At 43.7% G+C, this 22,924-nt stretch carries 19 protein-coding genes; 9 read left to right on the forward strand and 10 right to left on the reverse strand.

Annotated elements, in window-relative coordinates; genetic code table 11:
• Positions 1-428: 428 nt before the first annotated feature.
• The 4 genes from V7L01_RS22450 (at position 429) to V7L01_RS22465 (ending at position 4,137) form a co-directional block, all read left to right on the forward strand.
• On the forward strand, positions 429-1,130 hold the full coding sequence (locus V7L01_RS22450; RefSeq protein WP_335038607.1) for a Crp/Fnr family transcriptional regulator: 702 nt from the start codon (positions 429-431) through the stop codon (positions 1,128-1,130).
• A gap of 13 nt (positions 1,131-1,143) precedes the next feature.
• On the forward strand, positions 1,144-1,884 hold the full coding sequence (locus tag V7L01_RS22455; protein ID WP_335038609.1) for a DUF2232 domain-containing protein: 741 nt from the start codon (positions 1,144-1,146) through the stop codon (positions 1,882-1,884).
• A 56-nt stretch (positions 1,885-1,940) separates the two neighbouring features.
• Positions 1,941-3,242: a nicotinate-nucleotide--dimethylbenzimidazole phosphoribosyltransferase gene (locus V7L01_RS22460; RefSeq protein ID WP_335038610.1), complete on the forward strand. Its 1,302-nt coding sequence runs from the start codon at positions 1,941-1,943 to the stop codon at positions 3,240-3,242.
• A gap of 298 nt (positions 3,243-3,540) precedes the next feature.
• The gene (locus V7L01_RS22465; RefSeq protein ID WP_335038612.1) at positions 3,541-4,137 is read left to right on the forward strand and encodes a PEP-CTERM sorting domain-containing protein; all 597 of its coding nucleotides are present in this window, start codon (positions 3,541-3,543) and stop codon (positions 4,135-4,137) included.
• Between the two features lie 126 nt (positions 4,138-4,263).
• On the opposite strand, the gene V7L01_RS22470 is transcribed toward V7L01_RS22465, so the two are convergent.
• Positions 4,264-6,222 carry a di-heme oxidoredictase family protein gene (locus V7L01_RS22470; protein WP_335038614.1) on the reverse strand — a complete coding sequence of 653 codons (1,959 nt, stop codon included), beginning with the start codon at positions 6,220-6,222 and terminating at the stop codon, positions 4,264-4,266.
• A 340-nt stretch (positions 6,223-6,562) separates the two neighbouring features.
• A complete protein-coding gene (locus tag V7L01_RS22475) occupies positions 6,563-6,934 on the reverse strand; it encodes a hypothetical protein (protein WP_335038617.1) in 372 nt (123 codons plus the stop codon).
• Positions 6,935-7,290: 356 nt separating this feature from the next.
• On the opposite strand from V7L01_RS22475, the gene V7L01_RS22480 reads away from it, so the two are divergent.
• Complete coding sequence (locus V7L01_RS22480) at positions 7,291-8,469, forward strand: extracellular solute-binding protein (RefSeq protein WP_335038619.1); 1,179 nt, start codon at positions 7,291-7,293, stop codon at positions 8,467-8,469.
• Between the two features lie 59 nt (positions 8,470-8,528).
• On the opposite strand, the gene V7L01_RS22485 is transcribed toward V7L01_RS22480, so the two are convergent.
• The gene (locus V7L01_RS22485) at positions 8,529-9,056 is read right to left on the reverse strand and encodes a hypothetical protein (RefSeq protein ID WP_335038621.1); all 528 of its coding nucleotides are present in this window, start codon (positions 9,054-9,056) and stop codon (positions 8,529-8,531) included.
• A 102-nt stretch (positions 9,057-9,158) separates the two neighbouring features.
• Positions 9,159-9,935 (reverse strand): methyltransferase domain-containing protein, encoded by a 777-nt coding sequence (locus tag V7L01_RS22490; RefSeq protein WP_335038623.1) that lies wholly within the window; start codon positions 9,933-9,935, stop codon positions 9,159-9,161.
• A 134-nt stretch (positions 9,936-10,069) separates the two neighbouring features.
• On the opposite strand from V7L01_RS22490, the gene V7L01_RS22495 reads away from it, so the two are divergent.
• The gene (locus V7L01_RS22495) at positions 10,070-10,957 is read left to right on the forward strand and encodes a LysR family transcriptional regulator (RefSeq protein ID WP_335038625.1); all 888 of its coding nucleotides are present in this window, start codon (positions 10,070-10,072) and stop codon (positions 10,955-10,957) included.
• Between the two features lie 19 nt (positions 10,958-10,976).
• Here V7L01_RS22495 and V7L01_RS22500 read toward each other — a convergent pair whose 3' ends face one another.
• Complete coding sequence (locus tag V7L01_RS22500; protein ID WP_335038627.1) at positions 10,977-13,565, reverse strand: U32 family peptidase; 2,589 nt, start codon at positions 13,563-13,565, stop codon at positions 10,977-10,979.
• A gap of 194 nt (positions 13,566-13,759) precedes the next feature.
• Between V7L01_RS22500 and V7L01_RS22505 the strand changes: the two genes are divergently transcribed.
• Positions 13,760-13,918 (forward strand): hypothetical protein, encoded by a 159-nt coding sequence (locus V7L01_RS22505; protein ID WP_335038629.1) that lies wholly within the window; start codon positions 13,760-13,762, stop codon positions 13,916-13,918.
• Positions 13,919-14,013: 95 nt separating this feature from the next.
• On the forward strand, positions 14,014-15,375 hold the full coding sequence (locus tag V7L01_RS22510) for a hypothetical protein (RefSeq protein WP_335038631.1): 1,362 nt from the start codon (positions 14,014-14,016) through the stop codon (positions 15,373-15,375).
• Between the two features lie 15 nt (positions 15,376-15,390).
• Here the strand turns inward: V7L01_RS22510 and V7L01_RS22515 are convergent, their stop codons facing one another.
• The 4 genes from V7L01_RS22515 to V7L01_RS22530 form a co-directional block, all read right to left on the reverse strand.
• The gene (locus V7L01_RS22515; RefSeq protein WP_335038633.1) at positions 15,391-16,008 is read right to left on the reverse strand and encodes a Uma2 family endonuclease; all 618 of its coding nucleotides are present in this window, start codon (positions 16,006-16,008) and stop codon (positions 15,391-15,393) included.
• Between the two features lie 380 nt (positions 16,009-16,388).
• Positions 16,389-18,197 carry an ABC transporter ATP-binding protein gene (locus V7L01_RS22520; RefSeq protein WP_335038879.1) on the reverse strand — a complete coding sequence of 603 codons (1,809 nt, stop codon included), beginning with the start codon at positions 18,195-18,197 and terminating at the stop codon, positions 16,389-16,391.
• 179 nt (positions 18,198-18,376) lie between these two features.
• Complete coding sequence (locus tag V7L01_RS22525) at positions 18,377-19,507, reverse strand: aldo/keto reductase (RefSeq protein ID WP_335038635.1); 1,131 nt, start codon at positions 19,505-19,507, stop codon at positions 18,377-18,379.
• A 215-nt stretch (positions 19,508-19,722) separates the two neighbouring features.
• Positions 19,723-20,220 (reverse strand): bifunctional nuclease family protein, encoded by a 498-nt coding sequence (locus V7L01_RS22530; protein ID WP_012406891.1) that lies wholly within the window; start codon positions 20,218-20,220, stop codon positions 19,723-19,725.
• 340 nt (positions 20,221-20,560) lie between these two features.
• Here V7L01_RS22530 and V7L01_RS22535 point away from each other — a divergent pair, with 340 nt between their 5' ends.
• Positions 20,561-21,238 (forward strand): riboflavin synthase, encoded by a 678-nt coding sequence (locus tag V7L01_RS22535; protein ID WP_335038637.1) that lies wholly within the window; start codon positions 20,561-20,563, stop codon positions 21,236-21,238.
• A gap of 125 nt (positions 21,239-21,363) precedes the next feature.
• Here V7L01_RS22535 and V7L01_RS22540 read toward each other — a convergent pair whose 3' ends face one another.
• Positions 21,364-22,923 (reverse strand): peptidoglycan DD-metalloendopeptidase family protein, encoded by a 1,560-nt coding sequence (locus V7L01_RS22540; protein ID WP_335038639.1) that lies wholly within the window; start codon positions 22,921-22,923, stop codon positions 21,364-21,366.
• Between the last annotated feature and the right edge of the window lies 1 nt (position 22,924).

Raw genomic sequence — 22,924 nt, forward strand, 5'->3', positions numbered from 1 at the left:
CTGCTTGGACTTGTGACTGTCATTATGTTATGGATTACTGCGAGTCGTGGCAATCTTCAGTCAGCGTTTATTAATAAGGCTTAGTTTTGCAGCTCATTAGTTGCCTATTTTTGAAAATCCCTAAAATACCTGAGCAATAATTTACTCCCTTTAGTATCATTGATGTTGTTTGCCTATATTCTTAGCTAATCAAGTTTGCAGTGCAGCTAGCCCCTAAGCAAGACTTCTGCTGGCTATAAACTACTATTTGCAAAACTTTTACCCCGTTTAAACTTATAGGTAAAGATGGTTTAGAAAAACGTTCTTGTCGCTTTCTTATGTAGCATAGTTTAGTTTTCTCTTGGAAAGGGAACTGTGCCTTGATGGCTTAGGCTGAAAATGGCGCTCTTGTTTGTTGTGTATATAGCAGCTTGAATAAAAATGTTGTAATGGAAGACCGATATAGCTTGCAACCACAGGCTAATCCCTGGATTATCACCTCGGCTCCCTTTTTTCAAGGGTTGCCAGAAACTGCTGTGGAATCAGCCCTCATCCATCTTGTCACCCGCACTCACCCAGCCAATCAGGTAATTCTGTTGGAAAATGACTGGGGCGGTTCTGTATATTTTATTATGGACGGATGGGTAAAAATCCGCACCTACAATCTGGAAGGAAAAGAGGTAACGCTGAATATTCTTGGCAAAGGGGAATTGTTTGGTGAAATGGCGGCGCTAGATGAAGTACCTCGATCCACAGATGTGATTACCTTGGCCCCTACGGTAATTGGCAGTATGCCTGCTCAAGATTTTGTCAAGTTGCTTCAGATAGAACCCTTAGCGGGAGTTCGATTGGCGCAACTAATGGCACGACGATTGCGGCAAGTAAATCGCCGATTGCGGTTGCGGGAATCTGATAGCCAGTCACGGGTGGCAGATACGTTGCTATTTTTGGCAGAAGGACAGGGAAAAAAAGGGCAAACAGGAACCGAAATCCCCAATTTACCTCATCGGGAATTGAGTAGTTTGAGCGGACTGGCGCGGGAAACGGTGACACGAGTGTTGACAAGGCTAGAAAAAAAAGGCTTGATTAAACGGGATCAAGACACTATTTGTATTCCCGATTTGTCAGCCTTGGAAAGAATGATCGTTTAAGAACTTGTCAGATATGAGTATTTTAGATTCTCTGCCAGATGAGCCGGAGGAAGATCCATCTCCTGAATCTCCAACTCCCCACAATCATTGGTTAGATAAAGAACAAGAGTTAATGCCTCCGCAACTCAAGGCTGATGCGCCCTTGAGGATGGTGGAAACGGCCTTTTTAGCCAGTACCGCGAGCTTAATTTGGTTTATTAATTTCTACTTTCCCTTGGGGCCAGTTCTGCGGATATTTTTTCCGGTGCCGATCGCTCTAGTTTATCTGCGTTGGGGCAAACGTGCGGCATGGATGGCAGCACTCACCTCCGGGTTACTGCTGACGGTACTGATGGGGCCAGCCCGCAGTTTGCTGTTTGTCATGCCCTACGGGTTCATGGGCGTGCTTCTGGGGGCAACGTGGTATCGTCGTCGTGTTCCCTGGATTGTTTCCATCAGCTTGGGTACCCTGTTGGGTACTTTGGGAGTCTTTTTTCGGCTGTGGTTGCTGTCTGTTTTGTCGGGTGAAGACCTGTGGATTTATGTGATTACCCAGGTGACTGAGTTCATTGAGTGGGTATTTTTGAAGCTGAGTTTGTTGGCGACTCCCAGTGTGTTTTTGATTCAAGTGGGAGCGATCGCTCTAATTGTACTCAACAACTTTATTTACCTTTTTGTGGTACACCTGGCATCATGGTTACTTTTTGACCGCCTGGGCAACCCTATTCCCCGTCCACCACAATGGGTACAAATCCTCATGGATTATGACAGTTAGTCATTAGTCATTAGTCTTTGGTTAAACGATCGCTGCTAACTAATCACCAATGCCCCATGCCCAATTCCCCATACCCAATTCCCCATGCCCAAATTCGTATTTATACCCAAAAAGAGCAGGGTGAAGAATGGCTGCGACGGTATCGTGGTTGTCTACCCGTATTTGCCTGTGTTTTAGGATTTACTGAAACTGGTTTAATTCCAGGGATTTCAGCGGCTGGTCGCACTCCAGAGGATCGGAAATATACTGCTTGTGCCGATGCTGAGTTTTTGTATTACGGCCCGGAACATAAAGCCCAATATCCCCTACCACCATTAGCGGCTGGGGCTTCGCCTGTGCTGATTTCTCGCGCTGTCTTTGAGTCATTAAACATACCAGTTCATTTGTTTAATGCTGGTTTACCCCAGCCTCCTGCTGTGCCAGTAATTGATTTGGGTGGCATGGCTGCTAGATGTTTAAGTGGAGGTGCTGCTATGGAAATCACAACGGTACACCACTTGTTTGAACAAGGGCTAGTTTGGGGAAAACGCCTTGCTGCCAACATCCAACAGGGCTATTTAATTATCGGTGAGTGCGTCGTCGGAGGCACTACAACTGCTTTGGCAATCTTAACTGGTTTGGGTATAGATGCTGCTGGAAAAGTTAACAGTAGCCACCCTGTTTGTAACCACGCGCAAAAATGGGCACTAGTGCAAGCTGGGCTGGAGAAGATGAGGGGGAGCAGGGGGCAGGGAGCAGGGGGAGCAGGGGGAGCAGAGGAAGCAGGGGGAGCAGAGGAAGCAGGGGGAGCAGAGGAAGCAGGGGGAGCAGGGGGAGCAGGGGGAGCAGGGGGAGCAGGGGGAGAAAATTTTACGTCCTCATTTTCCCCAGTTGACCCCTTGCAACTCGTCGCGGCTGTGGGCGATCCGATGCAGGTGGTGGTAGCTGGGATGGCGATCGCTGCTAGCCGGAGTTGTGGTGTAATGCTTGCTGGTGGGACGCAAATGCTGGCAGTTTATGCGCTGATAAGTGCGATCGCTCAAACTTACGCTTTATCATGGCAACCAGAAGAAGTCGTTGTAGGCACAACCCGCTGGGTAGCAGAAGACTCTACTGGCGCTACAGTTGACTTAGCCCTTAGCTTAGGAAAAGGCAGCTTAACTCACAGTGGAGGAACCCCTCCCTTATTAGCAACTCATCTGAGCTTTGCTGATTCTCGTTATCCCCAACTGAGAGCTTATGAGCAGGGCTTTGTGAAAGAAGGTATGGGCGCTGGAGCCGCTTGCATAGCCGCCCATCTTAGCCAAAATTGGCAGCAACATCAACTTTTAGCAGCCATTGAAGCCCAATTTGAACGGCTAAGTACAGCATTTCATTAATTCATAGCGAATTAAATTCGGCAAGACTCTGCGCCCCACCAAAGTTATAGGCGGAGGTTTCCTTTGTTGATACTTCTCTGTCTCTACGTTTAAAAAGGCTACAATTTTACGCAAAGCTGTACTGAGCCAAATCAACAGATAATAATCTAATCGTCATTCAAATTGCATCTGCGTGTTTGCCGAGCTTTTGATCTTAGGAAGCCAGAAAATCATGACTTCTCTGTGTGTAAGAGTGTCTTTCTCGCAATTTGAACTATGCAATTTTCTTTACCTTCTTGTTTTTCAGGAGAATTATCTGATGAAATTAGTAAAAAAGCTTGGTATTGCTTCCGCTAGTGTTGTTATCGGTATTACTAGTGTCGGTGCATCTTCTGCGGCACAAGCTGTACAGCTATTTGATTTTCAGTACTATTTTCCCAGTGATGAACCAAATAGTACAGTGATTTCCGCTAGCGGCATCCTTAGCACCACCGATTTAGATCCTATAAAAAACAATTACACAATCACAGGAATAACTGGGACAAGGAAAGCCCAAGGAATTACTGAGACAATCATCGGGTTACTCTCACCAGGTACATACGGAATCAATGATAATCTCTTAAATGCGAGTACGACCCTGTTAACCCAAAACGGTTTTTCTTACCTGGTTTCTGGAAGCGGGGAAGACGGAAATGGGAACGTTAACGTATTCTATAGTAGTTTCAACGAAGGTTATTCAGAGCTTTCAAGCGATGTAGATTATGGCAGCTTTAGTGTCGTATCACGTCCTGTTCCCGAACCCTACACAGTAGGTGGCTCATTGGTTGCTCTTGGTTTTGGCTGGTGGACGAAGCGAAAGCAAGCAGTAGCTTCCCAGAAGAAGCCGCATAAAGGTATCTATCTGTTAGATTCATAGTGGATCTGCGATCTAGATTGCATTAAAATGTGCCTGCTATTCTACTTTTACAGTAATACCAAGTCGTGTTCATGAACTATCACTAGACGACTTGGTATTAAAATAGGATATTAGCTGTAGCTAAAATTAAAAGCTTCCAGGATTGTCATCAAGTGCTAGCAAGAAATTAATCAGGTCTGTTTGCTGGTTGGAATTAAACCCAGACTGTCTATCTACGTAGAAGTAATGACCTGTGCCATCAAGGTTACTACGCACTAAACTAGGGTTAGCTTTATTAGCTTTCACAACTAAGGCACGAAGATCGCGATCGACCAAAGCACGCAAGCTGTTAGCTGGATCGGCAGGTATCCCAAGGCTTAGAGTGCCAGAAAGCCCTAAGCCAGTCTTGTCAACAACCGCGATCGCATTTGAGTCAACTTTCAGGCTTCCTGCCCGTACTGCTGCACCACCATCATGCAAATATGGTGCGCTTAAATAAAGACCACGCAAGGAAGTAGTTTTGTAACCGCCTTTTGGCAATATACCTTTGGGTAGAGTCGTGGGACTATCGGAGATACCCTGCGTTGGTAAATCCAGCACTTCAGCTTTAGCAGGTATGGGAACGGGAGTGTTGAAAGTATATAGCTTGGGTGGTACTAACAAATTACTCAGCCCCAAGCGAGACTGGGCACGAGCAGGATTAGTACGAATTTCATCAATTGGATGAATTTTGTTGTCAGTAAAGAATGGTGGAATATGGCAAGTTGCACAATTGGCTTTCTCAAATATTTTTGCACCACGTTTAACAGAATTGCTGTTCAACGCTTGCCAGTTTTCGGCAGTCTGGTTGGCAGGTGGTACTAAGCTATTTTGGAAAGCAGACATAGCGTTATCAGCAAATAAGAAAGTGCCACTAGCTATATCACCAGGCTTCCCTGTATTTGGGCTGAAAACCAAACCGTTGTAAGTAAACAAACTGGGACGTAGGTTTGGGTAAGTTCCTGTGCCTGGAGCAGGAATTTGGTCTTCTAATTCTGCTTGTGTAGAATTCGGTGCAAGCTTCCGCAACCACTGTGAGGGTTTTACCGGAGGCCCTTCTGGTAAACGTAGGCTGGGAACAGCGGCATTTTGAAGAAATGTACCAATATAAACTTCTGGATCTATACCAAGGGTTTTTGCACTGAGTTGAGCAGCTGCCAACAGATTGTTTTCTGAAGAATGAACACCATTGCTGACAGCGCTGAGTCCTGCAAACGGGCCTACAGCAAACTGTCCATCAAGGAAATAAGGATGATTCTTAAATGTGAACATACTGGGAATTTGAGTAGTATCGTTGATACTATCTGATGAATTCTCAGAATTACCAAAAGGCACATCCAATACTGCATCGTCGAAAGCTTTTTCAAACTTTTCAGGATCGGGTAATTCTACTTTATTTCCTTTACTGTCTAAAATAATTTTCCCATTGCCTTTGTATTGTGGATCTAGCGGATTGAAGTTTAACCGCGCAAACCCTGCGGCTGAATTTGGTGATAAGGCAACGAAAAGGAAGACAGCAAGTTCACCATTAGGCACTCCTGAAAGAGTTTTACCTTCACTAGAAAGGCTTGCATGACAGATCGCACAGGTAATATCGCCGTTAGGTGCGCTTCCTAATGCAACAACTTGTCCCTTTTGGAATTTCAAACCTGTAGGAATAACAGTCCCTTTGGGTAAAGTTCGACTACCTATAGTTAAATCCTTCTGGAGAGTAATTTTTAGGTTTGTCGTTGATTGTCCGTGCAAATTAGCGATCGCTGCACCTATTTCATTTGATAAAGCATTAAAGCCTTGCCCTAAACCAAATACCCCTTGCAGACCAAATGTGTCGCCAATCTTCCGGTTCAAGAATATATCTTCACCTTGGGCGATTAATTCCTTAGTAATTTTAACTGCCCCCACCCGTTGATAGGAAATGGGATTATTGGGATTGAGTCCCTTATTTGCAACTAGTTGTGATGCTTCTTGAGGACTCAGCAGTTTGCCAAAATAGTCGTAATAGCCTAGCGGTTGAGTCGGAGCAGGTTGTAAAAGGTCAATTTTTGCAAAAGCTGTCTGGCTTGTCATCAACCAATTTGATAACAAGATGCCAAAAACACTAATGATAAAAACGCAGATTAATAAGAAAATCTTGGTTTTTAAACCATACAAGACCCTAACGACACCAGTCTTAGGGTTGTTTTTTTTTGTTTCATAGTGAGGTATATACTAAAAGCCTATAGGTAGATATATCACACTATTACGTAAATATATGTAATAGTGTGTTTAAGTTTTTTATCAATTTGATAGGTGGATTAGTTGCTTATACTTACATATATGCTTACAAAACCATCACTCGACATTGAACCTAAAGGCTTGTCTTCCCTACCTCCAGCCATTTTTTTAATTCGTTGAACTCAGGTTAAATTTAATGAATTCTCTCTCTAAGTAATTGTTCTTCTAAGGCAGCAATGCGATTGTATGCCGCTGTTAATTGTGCTGTCAGTCGTTGTATTTGAATTTCTGGTGTTATGTTTTCTCCACCTTGACGATGCATATCTAGATAAATGCCATCTGTCAACACATCCTTGTGTTCCATTTCTGGATTGAAATTGTTACGTCCTTTAAACTGATAGCCTCCAGCAGTGCTATTTTCCCGATCGTTATCCTTTGCTTGTGTATTTGCTAAGGAACATTCTGAGAAAGCCTGAGCGACTTTACCATCAAGCTGCTCAATCACTTGGCAGAGCGCATCCAGTTTTTCGCTTAAAGTCAGGATTTGCTTCTGTAATGGCTCCATTTAATACCCTCATCCGTACATTTTTTATATGTTATTCAATTTACTCTCAATGTTAACTATACTTATGGATTATTTAAGTATTGATAATTTTTGGTGCAAATGTGACATTTAAATCATTATTTCTAAATAATAAGTAAAATTTGGTCATAAGTACTACTGAGGAAATTTATGGCGAAAAACTAATCTTTAGGTAGCTATTTGCCAAAAAAGTCTCTAATTTGACTCAAATATTCCAAAATATCGGTATTACCAAGAAAAACACTGATATTTTTCCAATTCTACTTTTTCAGCTAGTCAGCCTCTGGTGAATCTCTGCTTAATATTAGGTATAATCAAAAATCTCAAATCCAAAATCAATGGATCGACGGTCTTTTTTGCTGGGTACGAGTACACTGGCACTTTCACAACTGCTTTTTGGCTGTGGTGGAAACAACCAGACGCAACTAAAAGTACAGTTATTAAAAGGTTCTATACCTGGTCAGGTAGTTAATCAATTCCATAAAGGTTTGCAGCAACAGGTGCAATTAAAGTTTGCTCCAGTTGAGCAGATACAAGATTTATTTCAGCAATTACAAAATTGGCAGCAGAAACCAAAAGCCACCGATGAGCAGGGATTGAGTCGCTTGCTAAAGGGTATAAAGCAACTCAATCCCTTTAGGCAAGGTCAAAAAACGGCTGATGTAGACCTAGTGACATTGGGAGATTACTGGCTAAAAGCAGCTATTGAGCAAAAATTGATTCAACCACTCCAAGAGGTACAGGGAAACCAATTAAAGCAGTGGTCTGTTTTAGATGAAAGATGGAAGAAACTGGTAACGCGCAACGACCAAGGTAACTTGGATACTCAAGGGAAGGTCTGGGGTGCGCCTTACAGGTGGGGTAGCACGGTGATTATTTATAACCGTGACAAGTTGCGAAATTTAGGATGGACGCCCAATGATTGGAGTGATTTGTGGCGAGATGGAATGCAACAGCGCATTTCTTTACTTAATCAACCACGAGAAGTTATTGGTCTGGTTTTAAAGAAGCTAGGAAAATCTTACAATACAGAGAATCTTGACCAAGTACCAGACTTGGAAAAGGAATTACAGACATTAAATCAACAGGTGAAGTTCTACAGTTCCAATAACTACTTGGAACCTCTAATTATGGGAGATACTTGGCTAGCGGTTGGTTGGTCAAGTGATGTACTGCCAGCTTTGGGACGTTATCCGCAACTTGCCGCAGTTATCCCCCAGTCAGGAACAGCAATCTGGGCAGATTTGTGGGTACGTCCCGCAGGTATTACTAAGAGTACTTTATCAGATCGATGGATTGATTTTTGTTGGCAACCAAGCACAGCTAAACAAATTTCGGTGCTTACCAAAAGTAATTCGCCAATTTCTACAAATATTGCCGCTTCCGATATCCAAGAACCATTACGGAGCTTTTTGCAGAGCGATCGCGAAGTTTTTGATAAAAGCGAATTTTTGCTTCCCTTACCCCCATCAGCAATGAAACAATACGAGTCTTTGTTCGCCAAAATTAAGGTTTAATTGGGCATTGGGAGAGGAATTTTCCCCCTGCTCCCAATTCCCCATTTCCTAACTCCTGACTAGAGTAAACGCTGTAACCCTATCTTGTTCTTAACATTCGTTTGGATACTGCATAAAGCTGGACTTGTATTAAAGTTGCAAGTGTAGGTTGCCAAGGGTTCTTTTTGATAATTAAATACCCGGACGTTGTAACCAAAGTTCCGTGCAGTGCTACCCAGGCGATTTACGAAGTTGTAACGCTCTACATAGTCTAGTAAGCTCCAAATTTGCTGATTCACGATCAAGTCTACTCGTGCAGGTTCTTTTTCAGAAGGTGGATATGCTATCCAATTATCCAATAGCTTTTCCTCAGAGTTTGCTTGTGCCCACCATAAACTAGGAACGGTTAATCGTTCTGGGTTTATGGTGTTAGCTGTGATTACATAGTCTTTTGGCTTGGTCAATAAGTCTAGTTCTAGAGGCGCACTAGAAGGCGACGGTATTGGGGGAGTTTGTGCTAGTGAGGGCGGGACTAGTAAAGTAGTGAGGCTAATGGTTAGTAATAATAAAAACGATGTTTGGCGTTCGCACAATTTGGGTATATGCATAGCTGATACTAATTCGTAATGACGCTCGATAGTGAAGCGTTAGCGACGTAGGAGCGTCTGAGTCGCTAACGTAATTAAGGCACTAGTCAAAATTCGCACATTTTAAAGTTTAATGGCAACGATGCGAATTCTTCGATAGTCTGCTGTCCAAGTTCCTTGTTGATACAGCGTCGGCTTGAGATATTCCTCAACGACGCGAATTACTTGTATTTGTTGCTCGCCAGACAGTCCTTCTAAAAAAGTGCTAGCGAACATCTGAATCCAGTTTGTCATACCTGCTTCTCCTTCTGCTAAAGGAGTTGGACGAGCAAAAAGCATGGCATGAATGACATCAAAGCCTTGCTGTTCCAGTAGGGTGGCGTATTCGCCGATACTAGGAAAATACCAGGGATTTAGGGCTTGTGTGGGTATATTAATTGCTTCTAAGGCGCTTTCCAAAACTGTGGCGATCGCTTGCACATTTCCCTTACCACCAAATTCTGCCACAAAACGGCCTCCGGGTTTTAGGGATTGATGGATGGAAGCGATCGCACTATCTGCTTCTTTTACCCAATGCAATACAGCGTTGGAAAACACAGCATCCAATGGCTTATCTATTTGAAGGTTCCTAGCATCAGCAACATCAAAGCGGATATGGGGATAATTTTCTCTGGCCTTTTCGATCATCGCGGGTGCATAATCAACTCCCCTTACTTCAGCACCAGCTTGGGCAATTTTTTCTGTGAGTTGTCCAGTACCACAGCCAAGATCCAATATGGATTCTCCTGGCTGAGGGTTCAGGAATTTTAGTAAGTCCTCACCATACTGCCAGACAAAAGCGTGTTTATCTTGGTAAAGAGCAGCATCCCAAGAATTTTTAGGTATTGAAAGATTATTCATAAGTAGTGAAATTACAGTATGTTAATTTGCCGATTCATCACCGCCTAATTATCACAGTAGAAAATATTTTTAATTATGTCCAATATATATTTTCACCTTAACTAATATTTTAAAGATATGAGTTTAGGTAACAGATGGAACTACGACACTTGCGCTACTTTGTCACCTTGGCCGAAGAATTGCACTTTGGACGGGCTGCGGAACGATTACACATTGCCCAACCTCCCCTAAGTCAACAAATTCGGCAGCTAGAGGGAGAATTGGGTTTTGAACTGTTTCACCGCACGAAACGAAAAGTACAGTTAACAGAAGCGGGGCAAGTGTTTCTGGGTGAAGTCCAGCAAATTATGAGGCAATTACAACAGGCAATCGAAGTCGGGCGGCAAACCAGTCGGGGCGAAATTGGACAGTTGGTAGTCGGCTTTGTCAGTTCGGCAGCGTATAATATTTTGCCTATTATTTTGCGAACCTTTCGTAGTTGTGTTCCTGGTGTGAGCATTGAGTTGCATGAACTGACAACAGATCAACAGTTAGAGTGGTTACGAGAAGGCCGAATGGATGTTGGATTATTGCGTCCACCTGTTGAAGACAATAGATTTAGCTGCGAAACAATTTTTCAAGAGTCGTTGATGGTGGCACTACCGGAAGCGCATTTGCTAGCGAGTCAATCTGATGTTTGTTTGACATCCCTTGCCAATGAACCGTTTATTTTATTTCCCAGGATATTAGCACCAGGACTTTACGACTCGATCATTAGTCTCTGCCAGCAAGCAGGCTTTAGTCCCAAGGTTGCCCAAGAAGCTATCCAGATGCAAACGATTGTCAGCCTAGTAGCAGCCGAGATGGGTGTGGCGATCGTCCCAGCATCTTTGCAAAATTTGCAACGGATTGGGGTAGTTTATAAAACTGTACAAGAACCTAGCCCACAAGTAGCGATCGCAATGATTTGGCGAAAAAATGAGACATCCTCAACTGTGTTGCGGCTTGTGGAAATAGTTAAACAAGCTGCCCAGCAGTGGTGAATAGGGCAGCTTGCAATTATTATCGCAATGCAGACACTCCCATAGGGCCACGAGTTACGCCCAATTGATTTTGTAGTTTCAACTCGCGCCAGAGTTGAGAACCTGTAATCTCGCCTTGCAGTAGTTGAGTATAGCAATGTATTGTTTTACTCACTTGTTCTGGTGTTTCATTGACAAACTCAATACGAAACTGACGTAATCCCAGTTCTATAAGGCGCTGTACGTACTCGGCTCCGGTTTGAGCAGTGCCGTTAAATACAGTATTGCGACAACCTACATCTGCTTTGAGGACATGTTCGCTACCAACGCGATCGCGCAATTTCACTTCCTGCTTTTCACAAGGTCGTCCACAGTTAGTGTAGTCTGTACCTGTCGATAGAAAGGCACAAAATACACAATGCTCCATGTGAAACATCGGCATGTGTTGATGGATTGTCACCTCAAACCACTGGGGTGGGCAACTGGTAAGCAGGTCTTGCAGTTGGATAATATTCAGGTCGTAGGATGCCGTCAGCCTTTCTAAACCAAAGTGTTGCTGAAAGTAGTCTGCTGTTAAAGGATTAGCAACGTTGAGTGAGAAATCTCCAATACAACGGTCTTGAGCAAAGAATTGCAATTGGTCATAGTTGCGTATTAGATAGCCATCTGCTTCTGAAGCACGTACCTGCTGCAAAATCCAATTTTCCCCCGGTTTGGTAATTCGGGGTGGTGCAACCCAAATTGTGGGAAATGGGGATTGTTGCCTTTGTTTATGTACTAGCTGCACGGCTTCTCGGTAGGCGCGAGGGTCTTCAAATTCACAGTACAGTGTTTCAATACCAGCTTTAAGGGCGGCTTGGAGTTGCTTGAGGTTTCGTACTAAGACTATGAGTGTAGGAGATGAAAGGGATAAGGGAGATGAGGAGGGTAGTAGATTTTGGAAAGAAACATCAGAACGTAATTGCCAACGTTTGGGTTGACTTCGCAATTCTTCTAACTGCACGACAATTTCCCGCCGCATCCGGTTCAATTCACTGACGGGTAGCATAAAAGTACCACTGAGATGATTGGTTAGCGTTCCCAAACAAAAAGGGGTGTTACCGAGACGACCAAATTGTTCTTGTAAACGGTCTGTATCTAAAGGTTTGGTGTGCGCCTCCACCAGGGAAATTGCAGACTCTACTTGGACAATATTACCGAGTCGATCGCGGGCGATCGCAGTTAACGCCTGACCAACTTCTCCATAAACCTCCAAGTCAATCGGACGCTGAAATTGGGGGTTCTCGCCTGCAAAACTTTGACGTAGTTGCTTATCGAGTTCTGGATCGCTGGTTTTCCAAATGCGATCGCCTATATGCACTCGGCGCAGGTTCAAGTCATTTCGCCCAAATGTCAGCATGGTTTCTTTACCTTTGGACACCACAGCATAAACCCGGCCGCCTTCTTCCTTCGCCTCTGGATGACCGCAATCAAATACAATTCCATCCCCTGGTTTTACAGGCGCTTCCAATTTGACTGTTACCTGTTCGTTGTGAATGCGGCTGACTTCACCCAAATAAACCCCACGTTTTTTACCAAAGCGGGCGTGAACTAGTTCCTGATTATTAATTCCGCCAAACCAACCCGTGTAGAGTCCGCGAGAAAATGCCATTTCCAGGTTGTAGTGTTCTCGATCTGATTGACCTCTCCCCCAGCCCCTCTCCGAAACGGAGAGGGGAGCTTTTATTCCCCCTTCCTTACCAGGGAAGGGGGTTAGGGAGTTAGGTCTTTCCAATTCCGTTATTACACTATCCAAAGCTTGCCGATAAACACGGGTGACATTGGCAACATACTCTGGGGCTTTCAAACGACCTTCTATCTTGAGACAAGTTACTCCTGATTTGACTAAATCTGGCAGAACATCTAACCCTGCTAAGTCTTGAGGACTAAGTAAATATTTGCGTTCTTTTAAATTCACAACTTCGCCATCAGCGATTAAATCGTAGGGCATCCGGCAAGCTTGGGCACATTCACCTCGGTTTGCAGAACGTCCGCCTAAAGCCTCGCTAGTCAAACACTGACCGGAATACGCCACGCACAAAGCACCGTGAACAAAGACTTCCAAGGGCAGCGAAGTTTCCTGTTGGGCAATCTGCTGCTGAATTTTATTGATTTCCTGAAGAGAACATTCACGCGCCAGCACTACTAATTGACAACCGAGGGACTTGGCAAATTCCACTCCAGCCGCACTGGTGATCGTCATTTGGGTGGAAGCATGGATAGGGAAATCGGGCGACAGGTGACAGATGAGACGGCATATACCAATATCTTGAACGATCGCTGCATCCACACCTGCGGCAATAATTGTGCGGAGATATTGCTGTGCTTCTGCTAGTTCTTTGGGAAATATTAGTGTGTTGACAGTGACATAACCCTTTACGCCGCGACGATGCAGAAATGTCATCAATTGGGGTAAGTCGGCCTCAGTAAAGTTTTGTGCCCGCATTCTGGCGTTGAAGCGATCCAAACCGAAGTAAATCGCATCTGCCCCATTTTCCACAGCAGCTTTAGCACATTCCCAGTTACCTGCTGGTGCGAGTAGTTCGGGACGTTGAAGGGAGAGTTGGGAAGGGGAGCGATCGCTTTTCATCAGATTTAGGGAGGGTTAACTAGCACCATAGTGATTTTATCGAAGTTATTGGGGGATGGTGGGGCGATCGCTATTTCCTCCGTAGCAATTTAATTCCTAGTTCAGAGGGGGCAAAAACAGCATGTGATGCTCAAAATAAATATTGTGTATACATTGCCCACTAAGAATAACTACGCTGAAGGCGGAAATTAACTATGTTGAAAGAATCTAAAAGTTTAGTGCTATGCGATCGTGACAGAGATTTGTTTATATCAGTAATGCAAAATCCGCCAGAACTGAAAGGAAGACTCAAATCTGCTATTCACAAATATAGACAGAAGTATGACAAGGGATTGAAGGCTGGTAAAACCTAGACGTGTAAGTTAGGCGATCGCTTTTTACCTAGAAGGAGTGATACACGAAGAATATTCCAGGGAATACTGAGATTAAGTCTATTTTGACAACAACTATGGTTAATCCTTTTACTCAGCGGCCAGAACCACATTTGTTTAAGGGAGGAAATGCCTCAGATTATGAGGTAGTTGAAGGTGAAGCAGGTACTTGGTGTACCCGCTATAGAGCGAGTGGAGAGACAATTCAATCCGTTAGACCAGCTATTGATATGTTTAACATTGCTAATCTGGGACTAAATATACTCAATCTTGGTGTAGGTATTTACAATTCTGTCCAACTTCACAAGGTCAAAAAGAAATTAGACCGAAATCATGAGCAGATTCAATCATGTGTTGATAAGTTAGACAGAAATCATGAACAAGCTCAATTAGTCTCAGATAAATTAGACAGAAATCATGAACATATTCAGACTTATTTGAACAATATTAAAAATGCTCTTACTGTTCAACACCGCACTCTTGAGTTATTAGTTTGTAATCAGTCTAACTTAGCACAGCAAATGAATATTCTCCGTGAGGAGATGCGTACAGGTTTTCAAAATATTGTAGAAGAAGTTAAAGATTTAGAAGCTCGTAGGCGTAGAGAAGAGTTTGAGACTCGAACTTTTCTACTACTCAAAACCTATGAACGATTTACCTATACAGTGCCTGAGTTACTAGAAGCAGATCCACTTATTCAAAGAGCCGAGGAATTAGAAGCTTGGCTGCGAACTCAACTTAATCGTATTGACATAGGCAAACCGGAAAGATTACCGCTAATGGTAGCTCTTGCTTTTAGTGTCAGAGCAAAAGCTGATGCCTTTGAAGCTAAAGGAGGAGATTACACAAATTTTGCTACTAAAGATATTGGTCTACTAATAAATCAACTGCGTGATGAGGCTCGCGCATTCTGTGAAGGACGCAGTTTATATACTCTTGGAGTAGAAATGCCAGAAATACTCTACCAGTATGCCTTTTTGAATCGAAGTCTTTGCAAAGGGTATGAACTTCAGAAAAAAGTTAAGCAAGTTGATTCTGAATTTATTTTTTCAGAGGATGAGTTGAAATGGGATGATGGAATGCAGGAATTAAGAGAATTATTTCAACCTAATATTGAACATACTGAATTTTTGGGTGGAAACCAAGATATTAAGCTAAATACTCTAGCAGACTACGATTGGTACATACGTTTTGCAAATCAAGATAGATTAACTTTCAACGTTCACTCTCATCCCTCAATAAAACTTTCTGATATTCTGCGAAATATAGGTCATCCAGAACCTCAGACTGGGGGAATTAGAAAAACTACACTCAATACTCTTATGGTTTTTGGTTTGCCTGAAACAATAAATAATATTTCTCAGCTTATAAAAAATGAGTTCGAGTTAGAAAGTTTTCCTAAAATTGGCGGTTTAAACAATTTAGATATACAAAAATAATGAGCGATCGCACCCTTACCCCAATCCTTCAATATCAGCACTTTCCCCTTCAGACTCAACAGGCTCAAACTTAACTTTGTTGTATAAATCCTGTAAGGAAATCTCAAATGGTACGGTTACAAGTGCGATCGCTTCATCTTCTTCATCATATTCACGAAGCGTCCATTGCTTTTTCCCAGTTTTGGAAAATTGATCTATATGAATCTGTGTTTGGTCAATTAACAGATATTCTTGAAACGTAGAAATTGTTCGGTAAGCCTGAAATTTATTTTCGCGATCGTAGCCTTTGGTCGATTTTGATAAAACCTCAACAATAATCTGTGGATTAAGAATTATATCCTTTCGGTTGTTAAAAAACTCTGCTTCACCCGCCAGAATCATCACATCTGGATAGGTATAGGTACGCTTTTGGGGTATCCACAGACGAACATCACTCATGAAAACTTCGTAGTCTTGCTGGCGAAACGCAAAATTTAAGGCAGCACTTAGATTCAACGAGATTCGATTGTGATTTATTGTTCCACCCGCCATAGGAATTATTTGCCCGTCAATGTATTCACTTTTATAGTCAGCAGCTTCTTCTAACTCTAAATATTCCTCTGGGGTATAGTATCGCTGTTTTGTTATTTGCATAATTTTATCGGGTAGCAATGTTTAACGATACGGAGCGTCTAGTGACCCATATTTACTGAACAGTTTAACGTGGTTAGATAGAGATGTTATGTGCTTTGTATAAAGTGAGCGTAGGCGTAGCCCGCCGTAGCATTGGTGTCAACTTAAGCTAAAAATAGCTTCTCGCTTGGCCTTCACACCCGCCTTGGAATCAATTCCAAGGCTAATAGCGAAAGTTTACTAAAGTAGACTCAAGATTTTGGGTGATATCTAGTCATCTTTAGATGACTTTTGCTATGAGCAAGGAACTTCAGTTCCTTGCGGAATGAGGGTTTCGCGTTAAGTTGACACTTATGCCCGCCGTAGGCATCGCTATCTAAATTCACAAAATAGATCGCATACTATTGATAACCAGCGGCTTGTAATAGAAACAATTTGGCATAACGTCCTCCTACCTCTAACAGTTCTTCGTGAGTTCCTTGTTCTATAACTTCCCCGTTTTCTATAACTAGGATTTTGTCAGCCATTCGTACCGTCGAGAAGCGATGGGAAATCAAAAGTACCATCTGATTTTGAGTAATAGCGCGAAAATGATTGAAAATCTCAAACTCAGCTTGGGCATCTATTGCTGATGTTGGTTCATCTAACACCAAGATATCTGCTTGCGATCGCATAAAAGCACGAGACAAAGCAATTTTCTGCCACTGTCCCCCAGAAAGTTCCTGTCCTCCCTTAAACCAACGACCAAGTTGAGTCTGGAAACTTTGGGGTAATTGGTCAATAAAAGATTGCGCCATGCCTTTTTCAGCAGCAGTTTGCCACCGGGTTTTATTTTCGAGATGTTCTACATCACCCACGCCAATATTCTCCCCTACAGTGAATTGGTAGCGGACAAAGTTCTGAAAAATCACACCAATGCGACGCCGCAGCACATCCACATCCCATTCTTGCAAGTCCAAGCCATCTAAGAAAATTCGCCCAGAGTCTGGCGTGTAGAGTCGGGTAAGTAGTTTGATTAAGGTAGTTTTCCCGGAACCGTTTTCACCCACAATTGCCAGTTTCTCTCTGGGTTTCAAATGCAGCGAAATGTTTGTCAACGCTGGCTTAGAACTTCCTGGATAAGTAAATGATACATTCTCGAAACGGATACCATCTTGAGGATTTAAACCAATGGTTGCCTTACCCCAAGATTTTGGTACTTCTTCTTCCAGAAAATCATAGAGATTTGATAGATATAGGTTGTCTTCATACATCCCTCCAATAGAAGTAAGGGCATTAGAGAAAGTAGACTGTCCTTGGCGAAAAACAGTGAGATACATTGTCATATCTCCCAAGGAAATCTTACCTAGCACTGTTTCCAGTACAATCCAAGCATAAGCTAGGTAAAAAGCACCAGTACTGACTAAACCCAGGAGATACCCCCACAGTCCTCGCCGGAGAGTCAAATCGCGGTCTTCGCCATAAAGTTGCTCAAACAGGTTGCGGTAACGCCCTAGCAACATCTCTCCCAGTTGGTAGAGTTTGACTTCTGTGACAAAATCTTCTCTTGCTAGCAGATTTTCTAAGTAGTGCTGTTGACGAGTTTCTGCGGCACGCCAACTAAACAAGCGAAAGCCTTCTCCAGCAAACTTTGTTTCGGAAATAAATACAGGCATAGCTGCCAAAATCAGCACCACCACTGCCCAACCTGAGAAATTTACTAGCAAAATACCGTAGGTGATTAAGGAAAGGGCATTTTGCACTAACCCAAAGGTGCGGTTTACTAAAGAAAGAGGACGAACTGATGCTTCTCGGCGGGCATTGGTTAATTTGTCATAAAATTCTGAGTCTTCAAACTGCCTAAGATCGAGTGTCAGCGCCTTTTCTAAGATGAGTACATTCACTCGCTGACCCATTAGCGCCCGCAATAACGACTGACAAATGGTGATTCCCCGTTGACTGCCTGCTAGTAAAATTACAGCGATCGCTTCTAATCCTACATAAGATAGGGAAGGATAAATATTGACAAAACCATTGCTTTGTGAGTTAACTTGAGAGGCAAGTACCACTGCATCCACAATTAACTTACTGATGTAGGATATCGCCGCCGGTAAAAGACCAGCAACTATTGTTAAACTCGCCAGAAGAATAGTAAGCGATCTACTAGTAGTCCATACTAAGCTTACAGCCCGTCCACTGTAGCGGAAAACCGTCAGTGATTGGCGGAGGATATTTCTTTTTTTTTAATTTTCATCTTTCTTTGCGCGAGATACCCCAGCTTGGGCGGATCTACCTAACTCTATTAAATATTTATTAATTTTAACAACAAAGAACTCAGAACTCAGGAGCCAGAAGTCAAAATTACGAGACAGATATTCTGAATTCTGAATTCTGACTCTTGTTTATATTTTTATCCCCACAATCTCCTACCTGCTTTCCCATTTAATTTTTGGTGAGCATCTTCCAATAAAGCTGGAATATCTAACTTTTCTGGACACCGAGGCAAACAGTCACCGCATTCTGTACAACGGTTGCCTTTCATTCCAGGGAACCAGTGACCGGCATTTTCAAACATTCCGTAACGATATTGCCCATAGTCAGTCATATCGTATGCCACTGCAAGATTACGTAACCGCAATACCTCTGGAATATTGATATTTTCTGGGCAGGGCAAACAAGCATAACACTGGCTACACTTATCAGTTTGCAAAGCAACTTTTTGGTGATTTTCTAACCGCTCAAAAGCAGAAAATTCTGCTGATGTTAACTCTCCATCATCGTCAGCAATTCGCAAAGGTTCCCTTAATTCATCTGGGTTTGCTGGCCCTATACTCAAAGTATTAATACGGCTATCAGCAAGTAAGAATCGATAGCTTAGTTCTAAGGGTGAATACGGGTAACATAAGTCTTTTAAGGTTTGAGGTGGCGTGTAGAGGCGTCCTCCCTTGTCAGCAGGGGAAATTATAAAAATCCCCATGTCCTTTTCGGCAGCTAGTTGAATCGCTGGTGCATGCCGTTGAAAAAAATAGTAATAATGCAGATTGACAAATTCAAAAAAATCTGTATTTATTGCAGCCTGAATTACCTCTAATGGGCCGTGGCTGGAAAACCCAACGTGTCGCACTCGACCATCAGCAACAGCTTCCTCCACGGCTTGCATACAGCCATTTTTGGCTTGCACCCACTCCAAATGTTGCCAGGTGTTTAAACCATGAACGCCTAAACAATCTAAATAATCTAGCTGTAATCGTTCTAGAGATTCGTCGATGCACCGACGCATTGTGTCAGCATCTGCTGTGGCTGAGATTTTGGTAGTGACATGAAGCCTCGTTCGGGGTACTGACAACCCAGCTTTTAGCGCCCTACCAAGATACTCCTCACTTTTGCCGTAACCTCTGGCAGTTTCTAGATGATTAATTCCTAGCGCTAAGGCTTGTTCGAGAGTCTGGCGAGCATTTTCAAAATCAGCCAAGTAGCGCATTGTTCCCAGAGAAAAAACCGAGAGGCGCAGATTCGTTTTCCCAAAGCGTCGGTATTGCATCTTTAACAAAGTTAGGAGTCATTCAATTTTAGATTTTAGATTTTAGATTTTTACTTCAATCCCTTCTCCGTTTGGGAGAAGACTCGCTAACAGCAGTTACTCATGGGGGAAACCCCCTACAGCCCTTCGGGCATCCTACGGCAGGCGCTAGCCTCTCCCTTTGGGAGAAGACCGCGCTGCTTCACCAAAATCCAAAATTCAAAATCTAAAATTGCCTAACTGTCACCATTACCAAAGCGCTTAATCAAATCTTCGGGACGGAGATTGGAAATAAATTCACGAAAGGCTTGCTGTTCGGCTTCATCTGCATCGCGATCGACAGGGATAGAAGCATCGGCAATGACTTCTTCCATTACCCAAATGGGGGTATTTGTACGGAGGGCAATGGCGATCGCATCGCTAGGACGCGCGTCAATTTCTTTTTTCACCTCGCCTTGCTGGACAATTAAAGCCGCATAAAATGTATCCTTTTGCAGGGAATGAATAATTACTTTTTCTAGAGTCATGTTCCAAGTCTCTAGAAGATTCACAATCAGGTCGTGGGTTAAGGGTCTGGGAGGCTTCTGATTCTCCAGTGCGCCCATAATTGCCCTAGCCTGTTCCTGACCAATGTAAATTGGCAAAGCCCGCCGATCTGAAGAATCTTTCAAAAGGACGATCGGGCTGCGGGTTATGGCATCTAATGCTATGCCAGCGACTTTCATTTCAATCATTGCCTAAGCCTCTACAATGCTTTGAGAGCCTTGGATGCTGTGTAACAAATAGTACCCCTTTTTAGGCGGTTTGGCGAGAGTAATAAACATAAGCATTCGTTCTCTATAATTGCTTCTATTAAACTCCGAACTTGTGGTGAAAACCAGAGTAAGTCAAATTGGTCTTCTTAGACAATAACCTTCTTACCCAAGTATGCCTTGTGAAGGATGCTAATGTGTTAATATCCCTATACGAAAAAAAGTCAGAAAATATACTTGGATGTTCGAGATTTCTGTGACAATTACCAATTGATTTCAGCCAAAATTAGGTAATAAATAGAGTTAGTTTGACAAAAAAGCCGTGTTTACAGGATTAACCCAAGCATTAGGAACGATGGAACCCTTAGGGGGCGATTCTTGGCAAATTACTTGTGTAAGCCAGTCAGGTGAAGTAATTATGCAAGATTTGGCATATGGTGACAGTGTTGCTGTAGATGGTGTTTGCCTGACAGTGGAAAAAGTTTTAAAAGACGGGTTTATTGCCACTGCTTCACCGGAAACTCTACGCCGCACGACTCTGGGAGGTGAGCAAACGCAACAGAGATATGTCAATTTAGAAGCGTCGCTAAAGGTGGGCAGCAAAGTTGGCGGTCATTTTGTGATGGGTCATGTAGACGGCATCGGTCGATTGCTAGTGGCAGAACAAACTGCTAGTTCTTGGGAAATGACCTTTATTGCATCCGAGGCGATCGCACGGTACATTGTCCCCAAAGGTAGCATAGCTGTCAATGGCATCAGTCTCACAGTTGCTGCATATGAGCCAGAAGTCTCCCAATTCAAGGTGGCGGTCATTCCCCTCACCTATGCCGAGACAAATCTTCGCTATTTGGTTCCTGGCAGTTCGGTGAATCTAGAAGGGGATATTCTCGGCAAATACGTGGAAAAATTCCTTTATGGCAATCCACACACGACAACCCCTCATGATAATAGTATAGATGACATTACACCCGCATTCTTAGCAGAACACGGGTATTTGTAATTTAGGAATGGGGAGTAGAGAGTGTTGAATAGGGTATTAAAAATGGGGTATGGAGCATTAGTTATTCTTTCCCTGCTCCCCCTGCCTCCCCTGCTCCCCCTGCTCCCCCTGCCCCTCAGCTTCTTCTAGCTGCCTGGTTCTTGACTAACCTGGGCGGTTTGCAAGCCTCGCACTAATTGGCTGAGGGCACTTTGTAATTCCACGCCTGGGTCAGTAGCAACCCACCCGTTCGGTGTCAGGTGACGGACTTCAAAGTGTAGGTGAGGGCCTGTGGAGTTGCCAGTGCTGCCAACTCGCCCGATGACAGTTCCAGGTTGTACCCACTGACCGGGTTGAACAAAGATTTCTGACATGTGACCGTAGAGAGTTTGTTCAGCCGATTTGTGATTCACGGTAACGGTTAAACCATAACCGCCCAACCAGTTAGCAGTTTCCACTTGACCAGCAGCAGCTGCCAAAACTGGTGTTCCCGTAGGCGCACCCAAGTCTGTACCAGCATGGAAGCGCTGATTACCTGTGATTGGATGAACTCGCCAACCAAACAAAGAAGTAATAGGAGCGGGAATAGACAAGGGATACATCATTCCCGTACCGCTATAGGCGACTCTCCCCGTGTAGGGGATTTGCGGCAATACTGATGCCAGTGAGAAGTCGTAAGCTACGTTGCTAGGACGGGGTGCAATGTTGCCATCTGCCATTGGTGGAGGTAAAGTCCCGCCACTCGGTGCGATGGGAGTTGCGCTTACTGTAGTGGGGCTGAACTCGCTGGGAGTCGGGATAAATCGATTCGGGCGAAATGCGCTCTTGGTGACACCGCTAGAACTAGTTTGAGCAGGACGCCATCTACTGGTGTTACCAGTAGATGCTGCAATCTGCCGCACGGGTGGAACTACTGCTAATTGGGCGTTTTGACTTCTTCTGAGCCAATTGGGTGCTGCTTTACCATTAGAATCAGCGACACTCCTTTGGGGTACTTTGGCGCAAACGCCGCCTAATACGCTTTGCCCTGACGGCAAAGTGGCTCGACAACCACTGGAGCGTTCTGTAAGAATTACAGAATTTGGTGCTTGATAAGTACCTGTAGCACCATTGTCATAACTATTAGGATCGATATAGGCGTTATTATAATCCTTGGTTTTCCCCGCCGTTGCACTGACAGGGCTGTTGGAGTTATTTGATGGTTGAGCAACTTCTGGAAGTTTTTCAGGTAATGAGCGGGTACGAGTATTGGGTTTTTCCTGTCTCACCCGTGCAGGAGTAACCTGGGAGGTTTCTACTTTGGGCTTTGACTGTCTAATAATCACAACAGGTTGGGCAGCTTCGATTTTTCGTGTAGACTGCCTAATTGGCTCTTTTGATTGAGCAACCTCTGGTTTGCTTAGTCTCTTTCTGAGTCTGGCTCGCCGTTGGGAAAATTCCGGTTGGGCTTGAGCGGCTTCGGGCGTAACAGTCAGTTTTTTAACTGGATTTGTAACTGCTGTTGGCTGGGAACTTTCAACTGTGGGAACGATGTTGTCTATTTGTGTTTCCGTTTGGGCAAACACGAAGCCCCCGCTAAGGAGGCTGACGCTACTCAGCCAACAGAGGCTCTGAGCTGGTAGAGTCGAGGCAAAACGTTTTTTCGTCAGACCTTGCTGCCATAAGTAATGCAAACGATGAGGGGCAGAATTATTGCGCTGCGTCATT

It is taken from the genome of Nostoc sp. (assembly GCF_036917095.1).
Classification (GTDB): domain Bacteria; phylum Cyanobacteriota; class Cyanobacteriia; order Cyanobacteriales; family Nostocaceae; genus Nostoc.